The sequence below is a fragment of the Stenotrophomonas sp. AG209 genome (assembly GCF_003550055.1).
In the GTDB taxonomy this organism is placed as follows: domain Bacteria; phylum Pseudomonadota; class Gammaproteobacteria; order Xanthomonadales; family Xanthomonadaceae; genus Stenotrophomonas.
Window position 1 is genome coordinate 1065128 of the sequence record NZ_QXDB01000001.1, and the last position, 15582, is coordinate 1080709.

15 protein-coding genes are annotated in these 15582 nt (G+C 67.8%); 5 read left to right on the forward strand and 10 right to left on the reverse strand.

Annotation, left to right across the window (positions count from 1 at the left end; genetic code table 11):
* Positions 1–85: 85 nt before the first annotated feature.
* The 5 genes from DFO63_RS04960 to efp form a co-directional block, all read right to left on the reverse strand.
* Entirely contained in the window at positions 86–790 is a 705-nt protein-coding gene (locus DFO63_RS04960; protein ID WP_093999890.1) for a squalene/phytoene synthase family protein, read from the reverse strand.
* 11 nt (positions 791–801) lie between these two features.
* Positions 802–1497: a phosphoglycolate phosphatase gene (locus tag DFO63_RS04965; protein ID WP_014037871.1), complete on the reverse strand. Its 696-nt coding sequence runs from the start codon at positions 1495–1497 to the stop codon at positions 802–804.
* Positions 1494–2210, reverse strand: coding sequence for a bifunctional 2-polyprenyl-6-hydroxyphenol methylase/3-demethylubiquinol 3-O-methyltransferase UbiG (gene ubiG, locus DFO63_RS04970; RefSeq protein ID WP_014037872.1), 717 nt, complete (start codon positions 2208–2210; stop codon positions 1494–1496). Before ubiG ends, DFO63_RS04965 begins: the two co-directional genes overlap by 4 nt.
* A 25-nt stretch (positions 2211–2235) precedes the next feature.
* Positions 2236–3579, reverse strand: a complete 1344-nt coding sequence (locus DFO63_RS04975) for a TRZ/ATZ family hydrolase (RefSeq protein WP_014037873.1) — start codon at positions 3577–3579, stop codon at positions 2236–2238.
* Between the two features lie 200 nt (positions 3580–3779).
* The gene (gene efp / locus DFO63_RS04980) at positions 3780–4346 is read right to left on the reverse strand and encodes an elongation factor P (protein ID WP_014037874.1); all 567 of its coding nucleotides are present in this window, start codon (positions 4344–4346) and stop codon (positions 3780–3782) included.
* A 120-nt stretch (positions 4347–4466) separates the two neighbouring features.
* Between efp and epmB the strand changes: the two genes are divergently transcribed.
* The gene (gene epmB / locus DFO63_RS04985; RefSeq protein ID WP_182474388.1) at positions 4467–5483 is read left to right on the forward strand and encodes an EF-P beta-lysylation protein EpmB; all 1017 of its coding nucleotides are present in this window, start codon (positions 4467–4469) and stop codon (positions 5481–5483) included.
* A gap of 144 nt (positions 5484–5627) precedes the next feature.
* Here the strand turns inward: epmB and DFO63_RS04990 are convergent, their stop codons facing one another.
* The 3 genes from DFO63_RS04990 to DFO63_RS05000 are packed head-to-tail and all read right to left on the reverse strand — an operon-like array spanning position 5628 to position 9500.
* Positions 5628–7754, reverse strand: a complete 2127-nt coding sequence (locus tag DFO63_RS04990) for an EAL domain-containing protein (protein ID WP_014037876.1) — start codon at positions 7752–7754, stop codon at positions 5628–5630.
* On the reverse strand, positions 7751–8683 hold the full coding sequence (locus tag DFO63_RS04995; RefSeq protein ID WP_049442769.1) for a phosphate/phosphite/phosphonate ABC transporter substrate-binding protein: 933 nt from the start codon (positions 8681–8683) through the stop codon (positions 7751–7753). Before DFO63_RS04995 ends, DFO63_RS04990 begins: the two co-directional genes overlap by 4 nt.
* Positions 8684–8729: 46 nt before the next feature.
* Complete coding sequence (locus DFO63_RS05000; protein WP_010486603.1) at positions 8730–9500, reverse strand: RNA methyltransferase; 771 nt, start codon at positions 9498–9500, stop codon at positions 8730–8732.
* Positions 9501–9620: 120 nt separating this feature from the next.
* On the opposite strand from DFO63_RS05000, the gene DFO63_RS05005 reads away from it, so the two are divergent.
* Positions 9621–10448 carry an inositol monophosphatase family protein gene (locus DFO63_RS05005; protein ID WP_005417749.1) on the forward strand — a complete coding sequence of 276 codons (828 nt, stop codon included), beginning with the start codon at positions 9621–9623 and terminating at the stop codon, positions 10446–10448.
* Positions 10449–11190: 742 nt separating this feature from the next.
* On the opposite strand, the gene htpX is transcribed toward DFO63_RS05005, so the two are convergent.
* Complete coding sequence (gene htpX / locus DFO63_RS05010) at positions 11191–12057, reverse strand: protease HtpX (protein WP_049442768.1); 867 nt, start codon at positions 12055–12057, stop codon at positions 11191–11193.
* A gap of 93 nt (positions 12058–12150) precedes the next feature.
* On the opposite strand from htpX, the gene gluQRS reads away from it, so the two are divergent.
* The 3 genes from gluQRS to phaR all read left to right on the forward strand — a co-directional run bounded on the left by gluQRS (position 12151) and on the right by phaR (position 14545).
* Positions 12151–13071, forward strand: coding sequence for a tRNA glutamyl-Q(34) synthetase GluQRS (gluQRS, locus tag DFO63_RS05015; RefSeq protein ID WP_119006539.1), 921 nt, complete (start codon positions 12151–12153; stop codon positions 13069–13071).
* 17 nt (positions 13072–13088) lie between these two features.
* Entirely contained in the window at positions 13089–13829 is a 741-nt protein-coding gene (locus DFO63_RS05020; protein ID WP_014037880.1) for a beta-ketoacyl-ACP reductase, read from the forward strand.
* A gap of 182 nt (positions 13830–14011) precedes the next feature.
* Positions 14012–14545 (forward strand): polyhydroxyalkanoate synthesis repressor PhaR, encoded by a 534-nt coding sequence (gene phaR, locus DFO63_RS05025; RefSeq protein ID WP_041864232.1) that lies wholly within the window; start codon positions 14012–14014, stop codon positions 14543–14545.
* Positions 14546–14619: 74 nt separating this feature from the next.
* On the opposite strand, the gene DFO63_RS05030 is transcribed toward phaR, so the two are convergent.
* Positions 14620–15582, reverse strand: a complete 963-nt coding sequence (locus DFO63_RS05030; RefSeq protein WP_101765819.1) for a TraB/GumN family protein — start codon at positions 15580–15582, stop codon at positions 14620–14622.

Here is a 15582-nt window from a genome sequence, read left to right on the forward strand (position 1 = left end):
GGGTGCCGACCTTGGTCGGCACAATCCCTCAGAGCGTGCGGACCAAGGTCCGCACCCACCAGAAGCAGTCAGCAGGGCCGATCGATCAACCGCGCGCGGCCCACCATACGCGCAGCAGGGTGCGCACCGGCGTGGCTTCGATCGGCTTGCCTGCGGCCTGCGCTGCAACGCGCGCACGCGCCAGACTGGACCACACGCGGCGCGGGCGCGGGCCGGGCACGCGGGTGCCCCACCCCTTCAACAGATGCTGCGCCCAGCGCTGTGCGGCATTGCTGGCGTCTTCGTCCAGCAGGCTGCGCGGCACACCGGCCACGCCCGCATCCTGCAGGCGCTGGGCCAGGGTCTGCAGCTGCACCGCACGGCCGGCGCCGGTACGCGGCTTGTCGGCGAACAAGGCCGCCTCCACCGCGGCCACGGCCTCGGCGTAATTCGCCAGCGCGCGCTCGGCACCGGCCGCATCCAGCGCGACCGTGCGCGCTTCAACCAGGTCCGGAAGTGCTTCAGCCAACTGTGCCCACGGCGCACGCACCGGCTCCAGCAGGCGACCCAGCGGATGGCGCGAACGATGTGCGGCCCAGCTGCGCAGCTCCTCGCCCCACCATGCCAGCTTGGCGTCGGCCGGCAACGGGTCGCCGCTGGTGTTGAGCATGTCGTCGAATTCCTGCAGCAGCGCGAACCACGCCACTGCAAGCTCGCGTTGCGATTCGGCCACGAACGGGGCGGCCACCGACCATTCCGGCCAACGGCTGCGCCACTTGTCGAGGAAACTGTCCAGCGCGGTACTGCTCACTACGTGATTCCTTACGGCTGGGCCGGGGCTGCCGGCCGGGTCGGCCACAGACTGGCCAGTTGCAGAAGTTCGGCGTTCTCGACCAGCACGTCAGCCTGCCAGGCCAGCGGGTCGTCGCTGTGCAGGCGGTAGCCCCACAGCGCCGCCACCGACGGCATCGCCGCGGCGCGCGCAGCAATGATGTCGCGCTCGTCGTCGCCCACGTACACGCAGTCTTCGGCGGCAACGGCAATCGCCTGCGCGGCGTGCAGCAGCGGCAGCGGGTGCGGCTTGCGCTCGGCCAGGCTGTCACCGCCAACCAGTACCGCGCAGCGCTGCTGCCAGCCGTGCTGCGGCAGGATCAAGCGCGCCAGGTACTCAGGCTTGTTGGTGACGATGCCCCACACGGTGCCGGCATCATCCAGCGCGGCAAGCATGCCGGCCACGCCATCGAACAGTACCGCGTGCTGGCCGATCAACGCTTCGTAGCGCTGCAGGAACTCCGGAATCAGCGCATCGCGTGCGGCAACATCCAGTTCCGGGAAGGCGGCGCTCACCATTGCACGCGAACCCTTGGAGACCACCGGCCGCAACATTGCCGGATCGATCGGCGCGCGACCGCGCTCGGCCAGCATCGCGTCGCAGGTGGCGACGAAGTCCGGTGCGCTGTCCAGCAGCGTGCCATCCAGGTCGAACAGCACCGCGCGCGGAAAGCGGGCCGCGGTCATGCCGGCTTGACCGCGTAGGCCAGGTAGTTGATGTCGGTACGGCTGCTCAGGCGGGCATGGTTGCGCCACGGCTCGTAGGCCATGCCGCTGACATCCACCAGCTGCATGTCGGCCTCGCGCAGCCAGCGCGCCAGCTCGGCCGGCTTGATGAATTCCTGGTAGTGATGGGTGCCCTTGGGCAGCAGCCGCGCCACGTACTCGGCGCCGACAATCGCCACCGCGAAGGCGGCAGCGGTGCGGTTGATGGTCGACAGGAACAGGTGGCCGCCCGGCTTCAGCAGGCGCTTGCAGGCCTCGATGATCGCGCCCGGGTCCGGCACGTGTTCGAGCATTTCCATGCAGGTGACCACGTCGAAGCTGCCCGGCTGCTCGGCGGCCAGGTCCTCGGCGGCCTGCACCCGGTAGTCGACCTTGGCACCGCTTTCCAGCGCATGCAGGCGCGCGACCTTGACCAGTTCCGGGGCCAGGTCGATGGCGGTCACGTCGGCACCGGCCTGCGCCAGCGCTTCGCTCAACAGGCCGCCACCGCAGCCGATGTCGAGCACGCGTGCGCCGCGCAGCGGCACGCGGTCGGCCACGTACTGCAGGCGTACCGGGTTCAGCGCATGCAGCGGCTTCTGCGGGCCGTCAGCGTCCCACCAGCGGTTGGCCAGCGCGGCGAACTTGTCCAGCTCGGCCTGATCGAAATTGGAGGAAGCGTGGGGGGCAGTCATGAGGGAGTCCTTGCGGCGCCGGGGTTCAGGCGCGGATATGACGGATGCGCTCGCGCCACTGGCGCGCGTTGGCGATGATGCCCGGCAGGTCCATGCCGACCAGCTCGCGCTGCACCAGCTTCGGCTTGCCGGCGATCCAGACGTCGCTGACCTGCTGGCGGCCGGTGGCGTACACCAGCTGCGACAGTACGTTGTGCAGCGGCTGGGTTTCCAGCGCGGACAGGTCGACGCAGACCAGGTCGGCCTGCTTGCCGACTTCGATCGAGCCGATGCGGTCGCCGAAGCCCAGCGCGCGCGCGCCACCCAGCGTGGACGCACGCAACGTGGTCGCCGCGTCCAGTGCAGTGGCATCGTCGGCCACGGCCTTGGCCAGGATCGCCGCGGTGCGGTTCTCGCTGAACATGTCCAGGTCGTTGTTGCTGGCGCAGCCATCGGTACCGATCGCCAGGTTCACGCCGGCACGCTGCAGGGCGCAGGCCGGGCAGAAACCGGAGGCCAGCTTCAGGTTCGATTCCGGGCAATGCACCACGCTGACGCCACGTTCGGCGCACAGGTGGATTTCCGCATCGGTCAGCTGGGTCATGTGCACCGCGATCAGGCGGTCATTGACCAGGCCGAGCCGGTCCAGCCGCGCCAGCGGGCGCTGGCCGTGCAGCTTGATCGAATCGTTGATCTCCTGCGCGGTCTCGTGGGTATGCAGGTGCACCTGCATGTCGAGCTGGTCGGACAGCATCCGCACCCGCTCGAAGTTGGCATCGTTGACCGTGTACGGCGCATGCGGCGCGAACGCGGTGCCGATCAGCGGATCAGTGCGCCACTGGTCGTGCAGTTCACCGGCCTTGGCGAAGTACTCGTCGTCGGTCTTGGCCCAGGCGGTGGGGAAATCGATGATGACCGCGCCGACCAGCGCGCGGAAACCATGCTTCTTGTAGACCGCGGCCTGCACGTCGCCGAAGAAGTAGTTCTCGTTGGCGCAGGTGGTGCCGCCGCGCAGCATCTCGGCGATGGCCAAGGTGGTGCCGTCGGCAACGAATTCGGGGCCGATCACCGCCGCTTCCACCGGCCAGATGTGCTGCTGCAGCCAGGTCATCAGCGGCAGGTCGTCGGCAACGCCGCGCAGCAGGGTCATCGGGTTGTGCGTGTGCGCGTTGACCAGGCCCGGCATCAGCGCAGCCTCGGGGCGGCTCACCACCTGGGTGGCGCGGAACCGTGCGCGCGCCTCGGCACGCGGCAGGATGGCCACGATCTCGCTGCCACGCACGGCAACGGCATGGTCTTCCAGCACCACCGCGTGCGGCTCGATCGGAACGACGTAACCGGCTTCGATGAGCAGGTCGCAGGCTTCGGGGAGGTGCGGGCTATCGCTCATGCGGGCTCACTGGCTGGGGGGCGGCGAGATACTTCTGGGGGACACGCCCCTGAGTCAGGGGCTGCCGCGAAGCGGCGGGGTCTGGGGACCCGTGAAGCGGGGCCCATGATCTGCCGAAGCAGATCATGGGAGCGCCAGCGCGAATGCGATGGCGCGTACCCGGCCAGCGGCCGGCACTACCGTAATCCGGCTGCGCCGGATTACTTGACGCGTGCGGAGTATTCGCCCGAACGGGTGTCGACGCGGATCACTTCTTCCTGGTTGACGAACAGCGGCACCCGGACCACGGCGCCGGTTTCCAGGGTGGCCGGCTTGCCGCCGCCGCCCGAGGTGTCGCCACGGACGCCCGGATCGGTTTCGGTGATCTTCAGTTCGACGAAGTTCGGCGGCTGCACGAAGATCGGCTCACCGTTCCACAGGGTGACCACGCAGGACTCTTCGCCCTTCAGCCACTTTTCGGCGCCGCCCATGCCGGCCTTGGTGGCCTGGACCTGCTCGAAGGACTCCGGGTCCATGAAGTGCCAGTACTCGCCGTCGCTGTACATGAAGTTCATGTCGGTATCGACGACGTCGGCTGCATCCAGCGAGTCGGTCGACTTCATGGTGACTTCCTGGGTACGGCCGTCCTTGATCAGGCGGTACTTCACGCGGGTGAAGGCCTGGCCCTTGCCCGGCTTGACGTATTCGGTGTCGATGATGACGGCCGGTTGGTTGTTGACCAGGATCTTCATCCCGTTCTTGACGTCGTTCATGCCGTAGCTGGCCATGCGTAAACTCCTGAGTGGCAAAAACGCCGCGGGTGCGGCGAGCCGTTAGAATGGAAAGCCCACCGGATGCCGGTGGGCGACTGTTTTTCTGCCCCCATGATAACCGCAGGCCCCCTCTCCATGCAGCTTTCCGCCTTCCCCCGGCCCCAGTCGCCAGGCGCGCCCGCGCGCTGGCAGCAGCTCTGGCGCCAGGCGCTGCGCGACCCGCACGCCCTGCTGGCCCGGCTGCAGCTGGACCCGGCCGCGCTGGGCGTCTCGGAGACGGCTATCGCCCAGTTCGCGCTGCGCGTGCCCGAGGGCTTCGTGGCGCGCATGCGCGTGGGCGATGCGGCCGACCCGCTGCTGCGTCAGGTGCTGCCGATCGACGAGGAAATGCGCCCGGCACCCGGGTTCAGCTTCGATGCGGTGGGCGATGGCGCCGCCAGGAAGGCCACCGGGGTCATCCAGAAATACCGCGGTCGCGCCCTGCTGGTCGCCACCGGCAGCTGCGCGATCAACTGCCGCTACTGTTTCCGCCGCCACTTCGACTATGGCGCGGAAAACGCCGCCAAGGGCGGCTGGCAGGAGGCCGTAGCCGCCATCGCGGCCGATCCGGACATCGACGAGGTGATCCTGTCCGGCGGCGACCCGCTGTCGCTGGCCACCCACAAGCTGGTCGAGCTGACCGATGCCCTGCGCGCGATCCCGCATGTCCGCCGACTGCGCATCCATACCCGCCTGCCAATCGTGCTGCCGGAGCGCGTGGACGATGAACTGGTCTCCTGGCTGGACAGCCTGCCCTGGCCGCTGGCGATCGTGGTCCACGCAAATCACGCCAACGAATTCGACGCCAGCGTGGACGCAGCGATGGCTCGCCTGCGCGGCATCGGCGCCCAGCTACTGAACCAGGCCGTCCTGCTGCGCGGGGTCAACGACAGCGTGCAGGCCCTGCAGGACCTGAGCGAGCGCAGCTTCGCCGCCGGCGTGCTGCCCTACTACCTGCACCAGCTGGACCGGGTCGAGGGCGTGGCCCACTTCGAAGTGGAAGATAGCCAGGCCAAGGCACTGATTGCTGGCCTGACCGCACGCCTGTCCGGCTACCTGATCCCCAAGCTGGTGCGCGAACTGCCCGGCGACCCGAGCAAGCGCCCGGTGTAACGCGGCGCCGTGGTAGATCCACGCCATTCGTGGATGCTTCGGCTAGGAAAGCCCATCCACGCATGGCGTGGATCTACTGGACTTCCCATCCACGCATGGCGTGGATCTACTGGACTTCCCATCCACGCATGGCGTGATCTACAGTCAGACGCCCGATTCGATCATCCGCACCACTTCGGTGGCGGTCACCGGATGGCTCAGCCAGTAGCCCTGGCCGAGGTCGCAACCACGCTGGGCCAGCAGCTCGAACTGTGCCTGCTGCTCGATGCCTTCGGCCACCACCGTGATGCCCAGCGCGTGGGCCATGGCGATGATCGCCGTGGTCAGTGCCAGATCATCGGGATCGCGCTGCATGTCGGCCACGAAGCTCTTGTCGATCTTCACCCCGTCCACCGGCACCTGGCGCAGGTGGCTGAGACCGGAGAAGCCGGTGCCGAAATCGTCCAGCCAGACCTTCACGCCGGTGCGGTGCAGCTTGTCCAGCAGCTGCGCGGCGACCATCTCGTCGCCGATCACCGCGGTTTCGGTCAGTTCCAGGTGCAGGCGCGAGGCCGGCAGCCCGGACTCGTGCAGGCACTGCGCAACCAGCGCCGGCAGCTCGCCGCCGCGCAGCTGCCGCGGCGATACGTTCACCGACACGAACAGATCGTCGCCGCCCGCACCCCGTGGCCACTGCGAGGCTTCCATGCAGGCCGCACGCAGCACCTTCGGGCCGATGATCTCGATCAGCCCACTCTGCTCGGCCACTTCGATGAATACCGACGGCGGAATCGTGCCCAGGGTCGGGTGCTGCCAGCGCAGCAGCACTTCGACGCCGACCATGCGGCGGTCGCGCATGCGGAAGATCGGCTGGTAGGCCAGGCGCAGCTCGCCGCGCTCCCACGCCCCGCGCAGCTCCTGCTCCATGTGCACGCGGCGCTCGACCGCATGGTCCATCGCCCGGCTGTAGTAGCGATAGCAGTTCTTGCCGGCCATCTTCGCCTGGTACATGGCGATGTCGCCGTTCTTCAGCAGCGTGGTCGCATCGGCGGCATCGTCCGGGAACAGGGTCACGCCGATCGAGGTCCCGAGGAACAGTTCCCTGCCCTGCACCACCAGCGGCTTGCCCAGTTCGCGCACCAGCACCTCGGCCAGCAGCCGCGCATTCGCGGCCACGTCGCCATCACCGACCAGGATCACGAACTCGTCGCCGCCGAATCGGGCCAGCAGCGCCTCATCGCCGCCCGCCTCGGTAACCGCGCGCCCGATGCGCTGCGCGAACTGCAACAGCGCCTCGTCACCGGCCTCATGACCGAGGGTGTCGTTGACGCGCTTGAAATCGTCGATATCGGCGAACAGCAGGCCCAGCCGATGATTGGATGCGCGCGCCGCCATCAGGCGATGGTCCAGCGCTTCCCGGAACGCCAGCCGGTTGGTCAACCCGGTCAGCGCATCGGTATAGGCCATGCGCCGTACCTCGCGGTCATGGCGGGCGATGGAATCGCGCATGCGGGCGAAGCCGCGCACCAGCTCGCCGACCTCGTCGTCACGGGTGTTCTCGGCCAGCGGCGCCTGGTAGTCACCGGCCTCGATGCGGCGCGCCGCGGCGGCCAGGTCACGGATCGGCGCCACCAGGGTGCGCTGCACGTACAGGATCACCACCACGCCGATCACCACCAGCAGGCCCAGCATCAGCAGCAGCCAGCCCAGGTGGCGGCTGCCGACCTGCTGCAGGCGCTCGCCGAGCGTAGCATTGGCGGCCTGTTCGCGCTGCTGCACCTCGTCCAGCGCCATGCCGACGCGGACGCCGCCGATGCGCTGGTTGCCGACCATGATCGGCATGGTGTTATCGAGCACCTTGGGCGATTCCTGCACCACCAGCGCCTGCGCCACGGCGGCCTTGGGCGCCAACGGATCGGCCATCGGCTGGCCGAAACCGGACACCTCGATCGAGCCGTCATGCACCAGCCGGCCACGTTCGTCGAACACCAGTACATAGCGCACGACCGGCTGCCGTGCGGTGCTGCGCACCAGCGCACCAACCTGGTCCAGGTCGCGGTAGTACAACGGGTTGGCCAGCGCGTCGGACAGCTCGCGCGCCATCGCTTCGCCGCGGCTGCGCACGCTGCGGTCGAACAGTTCATGGATGACGCCACCACTGAGGTTGCGCACTTCGCCCTGCATTGCCGCCTGACGCCCCAGCAACACCGCCAGGATCGCCACCACTACGACCATCGCCCCGCCCATCGCGAGCAGGAACCGGGCCTGCATTCCCGAGCCGAGCCACTTCATTCCACTTCCATCCGCACGCGCGTCAATCCTTGTTTCAATTCATCCAGCCGCTGCTGCGCATGCGCATCGACGCGGTGGAAACCGGAAGTGCCGAAAAACCGATGCAACGCCCCCTGCGCCTGCGGGTCACTGGCCGCCTGCAGCAGGACTTCCTGCAGCCGGTCACGCACCCGCGGGTCGAGGTCGGCGCGCACCATCTCCACCGCCCGCGGGTAGGGCTCGGTGCGCAGCAGCTCGCGGAAGTCGCGCCGGAATGCCGCCGGCACCCGTCGCTCGTCGTTCCAGTCCACGCTGCTCACCGCCCCCACCTCGACCACGCCCTTGTGCACGAACGTAGCGATGTTCAACTCGCTGCGCGCGAACACATACCCCACGCTGTCCCGGCCCGGCATGTCCCACGTACCCGCCAGGATCTGCGGCGACAACCCTTCCTGCAGCAGCGTCATCACCGGCACCAGGTAGGCACTGGTGGACGCCGTGTTCTGCAGGGCCAGGCGATGCCCGCGCAGGTCCTGGATCCGCTGGATTGGACTGTCGCGGCGCACGAAGAACACGGTCTGGTACTCGCGCACGCCGTTGCGCTCGGTCAGCAGCAGCGGCCGCGCGCCACTGCGCTGGCCCAGCGCCACCGCCGTGCCCGACGTTTCCGTGACCCAGTCGACCCGCCCCCGCCGCAGATAGCTGGCCATCTGCTGCGGGTCGCGCGCCATCAGGATCCGCCCCTCCTTGATGCCGACGTCATGCATGCGTGCCACCACATAGTCCAGCAACGGCTGCAGCTGCTCGTAATGGGCCTTGGGATCATCGCTGATCCGGCCCAGCACCAGCACCGGGTCCGGTGCTGCATGCACCGTCCCGGCCAGCAGGATCATGACCAGGCTCAGCAGTCCCCTCTGCACTGCCCTTCGCAGACCCGACACAGGCTTCATCCCCCCTGGGTATCCAGACAGACTACCCGAAAAAATGAGAACGTCGTCAGCTGTCCTTGTTGCCCGCTTGTGCCAGTCGCGCCATGCGCTGGGTGTCGGCCAGGATGCCGCGCAGCAGGCGCACTTCCTGCTCGCTCGGCTCGCTGCGCAGGAACAGGCGGCGCAGCTTGCGCATCGCCGATTCCGGCGCGCGGCCCTTGTGGAAATCGATCTCGTCCAACGTGTCGCCGAGCTGGGCGAAGAAGCTCTCCATCTGCTCGTGGCTGGCCGCCTGTTCGCGGAAACCCGGTTCGGCGTCGGCGGCCGGCTGCGCGCCCAGCAGCTGCATGCGCGTTTCATAGGCCAGCACCTGCACCGCGGCAGCCAGGTTGAGCGAGCTGAACTCCGGGTCGGACGGGATATGCACCGCCGCGTGGCAGAGCTGCAGTTCCTCGTTGGTCAGGCCGGTACGCTCACGGCCGAACACCAGCGCCACCTCGGCCCCTTCGCCGGCCTTGGCCACCGCACGGGCGGCGGCATCGGCCGGCAGGTACTCCTCCAGCTGGACGCGGCGGGCGCGGGCGGTGCAGCCCAGCACCAGACGGCAATCGGCCACGGCCTCGGCCAGGGTGGCCACCACCGGGGCGTCCCCCAGCACGTCTTCGGCACCGGCCGAGCGGCGGAAAGCCTCCTCGTCCAGCGGTTTTTCGGGGGCGACCAGCACCAGGCGGGCCAGGCCCATGGTCTTCAGGGCACGGGCGGCAGCGCCCATGTTGCCGGGGTGCTGGGTACCGACCAGGACGAATCGGAGGCGGGTGGCGGCGGGAAACTGGGACATGAACAGGGAAAAGGTCGAGCTGGACGATGACCAATGGTAAACTGTGCGGCCGGCCACTGCGCCGGACCCGCTCTTTTCCCCCGCCAGTCCATCTCTTCTGCCTTTCCGGGAGCCCACGCCATGCAGAAACCCGCCGTAACCGTCATGGTCAAGGCCGCCCGCCTCGCCGGCAACGTCCTGTTGCGCAACATCAACAAGCTCGAGGCACTGAACGTGGTGCAGAAGGGCCGGATGGACTACGCCAGCGAAGTGGATGCGGACGCGGAAAAGGTCATCGTCAAGGAACTCAAGCGCGCTTACCCGGACTACGGCATCTTCGGCGAAGAAGGTGGCGTGCAGGGCGAGCGCCGCCAGATGTGGGTCATCGACCCGCTGGACGGCACCAGCAATTACCTGCGCGGCGTGCCGCACTACTGCGTGTCGATCGCCCTGGTCGAGAATGGCGAGCCGACCGATGCGGTCATCTTCGACCCGCTGCGCAATGAACTGTTCACCGCCAGCCGTGGCGCCGGCGCCGTGCTGAACGACCGCCGCATCCGCGTGGCCGACCGCAAGGATCTGGAAGGCACGATGATCCACACCGGCTTCGCCCCGCGCGAGCGCAGCCGTGCCAGCGCCCAGCTGAAGGCGGTCGACGCCCTGCTGGTGCACGGCGAGGACATCCGCCGCACCGGTTCGGCAGCACTGGACCTGGCCTACGTGGCCTGCGGCCGCGCCGACGCCTACTTCGAAGCCGGCGTGAAGGCGTGGGACATCGCCGCCGGCCTGCTGCTGGTCCGCGAGGCCGGTGGCAAGGTCTGCGACTTCAAGGGCGCGACCCTGGGCCGCATGGACAACCGTGGCCCGGAGACCCACCAGATCGTGGCCGGCAACCTGAAGGTGGCCGAGTCGCTGCAGAAGGTGCTGGTGAACACCGGCTACGCTGCCGAGTTCGACGCGAAGTTCTGAGATCTCGTGTAAAGCGGTTCATGGAGACGGCACCTGCGAGGGTGCCGTTTTCGTTTGTGCGCACGGAGATTCGTTTCCGCGACCGCGGAGGGGTGTCACTTTCTTTGCTCGTGCACCGCGCTGCAGGAGCAGCGTGGAACGGCGTAGCCGGCCCGTAGGGTGGCGCACATGGATGTGCGCCATCAAGAAAGTAACCAAAGAAACACGCCGCCAGGGCGCGAGCCGTCGCTACGCGACGGTTCCCTGCGCTCCTCGGCCCGTCGAGGGACGGTACGGGAACTCGCTGCGCTCAGACACCCGCACCTCTTCGCCCTCGCCGGACCTGCGGTGCTCGGCTCGCTCAAGGCGGACTGGAAAATCAAGATCAAGGGCAACAGCATCCACGCATGGCGTGGATCTACTGGGTGCAGCTGTGGCAATTGACCTTGGGTCCGCCTAGAGCGAGCCGAGCATCGCAGGGGAATCAGGGGCGAAGAGGCGCCGATGTTTGAGCGAAGCGAGTTCGGCGCCGCCCCCTGATTCACCGAGAAGCGCAGGGAACCGTCGCGTAGCGACGGCTCGCGCCCTGGCGGCGTGTTTCTTTGGTTACTTTCTTTGCACGAGCAAAGAAAGTGACACCCCTCCGCGGTCGCGGAAATGACTCTCGCCGGGTCGTACCCGGCGCCACCCATGCGCGGGCACGCAAACAAAAACGCCCGGCGCGAGGCCAGGCGTTCCTGCACTACCGTGGAAGTACGGAGGCTTACGCCACCGTCGACGCCCGCAGCGCGGCGATGCGCTCTTCCAGCGGCGGGTGGCTCATGAACAGCTTCTTCGCCGTCGAACCGGCAATACCGAACGCCGCAATCTGGGTCGGCAGCGTGCTCTGGCCGTGGTTGAGCTGCAGGCGCTCCAGCGCGGCGATCATCTTCTGGCGGCCCGCCAGCGAGGCACCACCCGCATCGGCACGGAATTCGCGGTGGCGCGAGAACCACATCGAGATCATGGTGGCGAACAGGCCGAACACCATCTCCAGCACGAACACGATGATGTAGTAGGCGAAGCCGCGGCCGCCGCCTTCGCGGTTGCCCGACAGCGCGCTGTCGATGATGCCGCCGACCACACGGGCCAGCACGATCACGAAGGTGTTCAACACGCCCTGCAGCAGTGCCATGGTGATCATGTCACCGTTGGCGACGTGGGCGATCTCGTGGCCCAGCACCGCTTCGGCCTCGTCTTCGCTCATGTTGTGCAGCAGGCCGGTGGACACTGCCACCAGCGCGTTGTTGCGGTTGGCGCCGGTGGCGAAGGCATTGATTTCCGGGCCGTCATAGACCGCCACTTCGGGCATGCCGATGCCGGCCGCCTTGGCCTGGCGCTCGACCGTGGCCAGCAGCCAGCGCTCGGTCTGGTTGCGCGGCTCGGTGATCACCACCGCACCGGTGGAGCGCTTGGCCATCCACTTGGACAGCAGCAGCGAGATGAAGGAGCCACCGAAGCCGAAGATCGCAGCCATGACCAGCAGGCCGCTCATCTGGCTCGGATTGACCCCCAGCAACGACATCACGATGCTGGCGAGGATCAGGACCGCGAAGTTGGTCGCCAGGAACAGGGCAATGCGGGTAAACATGGGAAAATCCGGCTTGGAAGGGGTCGATACCGGTCAATTTGCGGTGTGGTCAGCTTGAATTCAAGCGCCAACCTGACCGACGATTCAGCCAGCATGACCTCCCCCATTCCCTGCGGCCGCTTCGCGCCCTCACCGACCGGCCTGCTCCACCCCGGATCCCTGCTTGCCGCCTTCGGCAGCTGGCTGCTCGCCCGCCATCATGGCGGCCTGTGGCGGCTGCGCGTTGAAGATGTCGATCCGCCGCGCACCGTGCCCGGCGCAGCGGATGCGCAACTTCAAGCACTGGCCGCGTTCGGCCTGGTCCACGACGGCCCGATCCTCTGGCAGAGTTCGCGCGGCGAGGCCTACCAGGCGGCCCTGGACGTGCTGCTGGCCAGCGACCTGGCCTTCGTCTGCCACTGCAGCCGCAGCGAACTGGCCGCCAGCGGCGGCATCCACCACCGCTGCGTTGCGCGACAGCCACGACCGGACCCTGCCGTCCGCTTCCGCGTGCCGCGCGGCAGCATCGTGCACTTCAATGATGGCCTGCGCGGGCCGCAGCACCAGGACGTGCATGCCGAGGTTGGCGACTTCGTGTTGCGCCGTGCGGATGGCTGCTGGGCCTACCAGTTGGCCGTGGTGGTCGATGACGCCGCACAGGGCGTGACTGAAGTGGTGCGCGGCGCCGACCTGCTCGATTCCACCGCGCGGCAGATCCTGCTGCAGCAGGCGCTGGGCCTGGCGGTGCCACGCTACTGGCATCTGCCGCTGCTGCTCGATGCCCCGGGCCACAAACTGTCCAAGTCGCTGGCGGCGCTGCCGGTGGACAGCTCGCGCCCGCTGCCCGTGCTGCGCCAGCTCTGGCAGCTGCTCGGCCAAGCCCCTGAGGCGCTGGCGCAGGCACACGATCTGGACGCGCTGCTGGCCGCCGCTCGACAGGCCTTCGACCCGGCGCGGCTGCCGCGTGCCGACATCCTGTTGCCAGCCGGCGCACTTTCCGCGCCGATGTTGCAGAATCCCCCTTCCCCCACCTGATACCCGGACAGCATTCCATGACATCTCGCGTCGCACTGGTCACCGGCGGAACCGGCGGCATCGGTACCGCCATCTGCCAACGCCTGGCCGACCAGGGCCACCGGGTCGCCACCAATTACCGCGACGAGGCCAAGGCCCGCGCCTGGCAGCAGGCGATGACCGAACGCGGCTACAGCGTGTCGATCTTCCCGGGCGATGTCTCCGATCCGGACAGCGCCGAAGCGCTGGTGCGCGCCGTCGAGGCCGAGCTGGGCCCGGTCGAGATCCTGGTCAACAACGCCGGCATCACCCGGGACACCACCTTCCACCGCATGCGCGCGGACCAGTGGCACGATGTGATCAACACCAACCTCAACTCGGTATTCAACGTCACCCGGCCGGTCATCGAAGGCATGCGCCGCCGCGGTTGGGGCCGGGTCATCCAGATCAGCTCCATCAACGGCCTGAAGGGCCAGTACGGCCAGGCCAACTACGCCGCGGCCAAGGCCGGCATGCACGGTTTCACCATCTCGCTGGCGCGCGAGAACGCAGGCTTCGGCATCACCGTGAACACCATTTCGCCCGGCTACGTCGCCACCGACATGGTGATGGCGGTTCCGGAGGACGTGCGCGCCAAGATCATCGCCGACATCCCCACCGGACGCCTCGGCAAACCGGAGGAAATCGCCTATGGCGTGTCCTTCCTGGTGGCCGAGGAAGCCTCGTGGATCACCGGCAGCAACCTGGACATCAACGGCGGCCACCACATGGGCTGGTGAGCCGCGCAGGGGGCGCTGCGGCGATCACCGCCGGCCCCTGCCAAGAGTCATGTTGCGCAGCACGCAAACCCTTGTTGCGCAACATGATCGCCCCTGAAAGCCAAGCCTGGCGGGGGCTGGGGCGGTTGCAACCGCTGCTGCACTGCGCCATGCTGCGCGTCTACTGTGACGAGTACCGCTTCATGGCTGCGACCCGCATCATCAAGAAGTATCCGAACCGCCGTCTCTACGACACCGAGATCTCCAGCTACATCACCATCGAGGACGTGCGCCAGCTGATCCTGGACGGTGAAGACTTCGAAGTCCGCGACGCCAAGAGCGGCGACGACCTCACTCGATCGGTCCTGCTGCAGATCATCGCCGACCAGGAACAGGACGGCGAACCGATGCTGTCCACCCAGCTGCTGAGCCAGCTGATCCGCTTCTACGGCGATTCCCTGCAGGGCTTCATGGGCAACTACCTGGAGCGCAGCATGCAGGTCTTCCTCGACCAGCAGCAGCAGTTCCGCCAGCAGATGGGCAACCTGCTGGGCCAGACCCCGTGGGCGATGATGAACCAGCTGACCGAGCGCAACCTGGAGCTGTGGCAGGAATTCCAGCGCAGCATGGGCAGCGGTTTCGGTGGCCCGCGCCCGGGCGGCACCGGAACGGGCACCGGCACCGGCAACAAGCCCGGCGAACCGGGCACCGGCACCGGCGGCAAGACCCGCCGCTGAGCGGCAGCTACGGCTGATACGAAAACGGCGCGCCCCTGGCGCGCCGTTTTGCTTGGCATCGCGCCAACGATGCGTCAGCGTTTCGCCTTGCACCCCGTGCACACGCGCTCGACCTTGTAGCCCTTGGCCTTCAACTTCTCGACCACGCCATCACTGCCCAGCAGGTGCAGCGTGCCGACCACCACCAGCGTACCGCCCTGCCCGGCCTGCAGGTACGGCTGCAGCTTCGGTACCCAGGCATCGTTGCGCCCGGTGTTGATGCGCTGATACAGCTGCGGATACTGCTGGCGCATCTCCGCCGCCATCTTGGTCCACAGCAGGCGTTCGTCGCCGCGGCGCCATGCATCATGCAGCAGCCGCGCCTGCTCATCGGCCTTGCCGGCCTGGTCCAGCGCTTCGGCCAGCATCTGCCGCTGTTCCTGCACCGTCATCCCGTCAAGCATGCCGATCTGGGTATCGATGTCCTCCAGGCCAGCGGTCTTGCGGCCGGTCTTCTGCGCGCGCTCCATGAAGTGGCGGTCCAGGCCCAGCGCCGGGTCCAGGCCCAGCTTCTGCATCTGCCCGACCGAAATGCTCAGGCCGACGAACCAGGCCTTCATGCCCTGCATCTGTGCCAGCGGCAGCTTGTTCTCGGTGGCAAAGGCCTGCAGCTTCTGCCAGGTCGCCGCATCGAGATCACGCTTGAGCTCGCTGCCATCGGTGCGGGTCGCGGCCTGCACCATGCGGCTGGCCAGCTGTGGCGACTGCATGTCTTCCGGCGAGAGTTCGAACACCACCCGCTGCGAGGCTTCGAACGCCTGTTCGACATCGGGCGACAGCGGGTAGTCCTGCGGTTTCAGCAGATGGAACGATCCCAGCAGGTACACGCGTGCATCGCCCGGGCCGGTGACTTTCCACAACAGCGGTACGGGCGGCTTGGCCGCCGCGGCGGTCGCGGCCGCAGCCGTGGTGCCCGGCGCGTCACGGGCAGTGGCCAGTGGCGCCATCGCGCACGCCGCCATCAGCAGCGCGGCGCGGAACAGATGTTTGATCGGCAT

Coding starts and splice junctions, on each gene's coding strand:
- DFO63_RS04965 (WP_014037871.1), bottom strand. CDS start 1,497: ATGACCGCGGCCCGCTTTCCGCGCGCGGTGCTGTTCGACCTGGATGGC.
- ubiG (WP_014037872.1), bottom strand. CDS start 2,210: ATGACTGCCCCCCACGCTTCCTCCAATTTCGATCAGGCCGAGCTGGAC.
- DFO63_RS04975 (WP_014037873.1), bottom strand. CDS start 3,579: ATGAGCGATAGCCCGCACCTCCCCGAAGCCTGCGACCTGCTCATCGAA.
- efp (WP_014037874.1), bottom strand. CDS start 4,346: ATGGCCAGCTACGGCATGAACGACGTCAAGAACGGGATGAAGATCCTG.
- epmB (WP_182474388.1), top strand. CDS start 4,467: ATGCAGCTTTCCGCCTTCCCCCGGCCCCAGTCGCCAGGCGCGCCCGCG.
- DFO63_RS04990 (WP_014037876.1), bottom strand. CDS start 7,754: ATGAAGTGGCTCGGCTCGGGAATGCAGGCCCGGTTCCTGCTCGCGATG.
- DFO63_RS04995 (WP_049442769.1), bottom strand. CDS start 8,683: ATGAAGCCTGTGTCGGGTCTGCGAAGGGCAGTGCAGAGGGGACTGCTG.
- DFO63_RS05000 (WP_010486603.1), bottom strand. CDS start 9,500: ATGTCCCAGTTTCCCGCCGCCACCCGCCTCCGATTCGTCCTGGTCGGT.
- DFO63_RS05005 (WP_005417749.1), top strand. CDS start 9,621: ATGCAGAAACCCGCCGTAACCGTCATGGTCAAGGCCGCCCGCCTCGCC.
- htpX (WP_049442768.1), bottom strand. CDS start 12,057: ATGTTTACCCGCATTGCCCTGTTCCTGGCGACCAACTTCGCGGTCCTG.
- gluQRS (WP_119006539.1), top strand. CDS start 12,151: ATGACCTCCCCCATTCCCTGCGGCCGCTTCGCGCCCTCACCGACCGGC.
- DFO63_RS05020 (WP_014037880.1), top strand. CDS start 13,089: ATGACATCTCGCGTCGCACTGGTCACCGGCGGAACCGGCGGCATCGGT.
- phaR (WP_041864232.1), top strand. CDS start 14,012: ATGGCTGCGACCCGCATCATCAAGAAGTATCCGAACCGCCGTCTCTAC.
- DFO63_RS05030 (WP_101765819.1), bottom strand. CDS start 15,582: ATGCCGATCAAACATCTGTTCCGCGCCGCGCTGCTGATGGCGGCGTGC.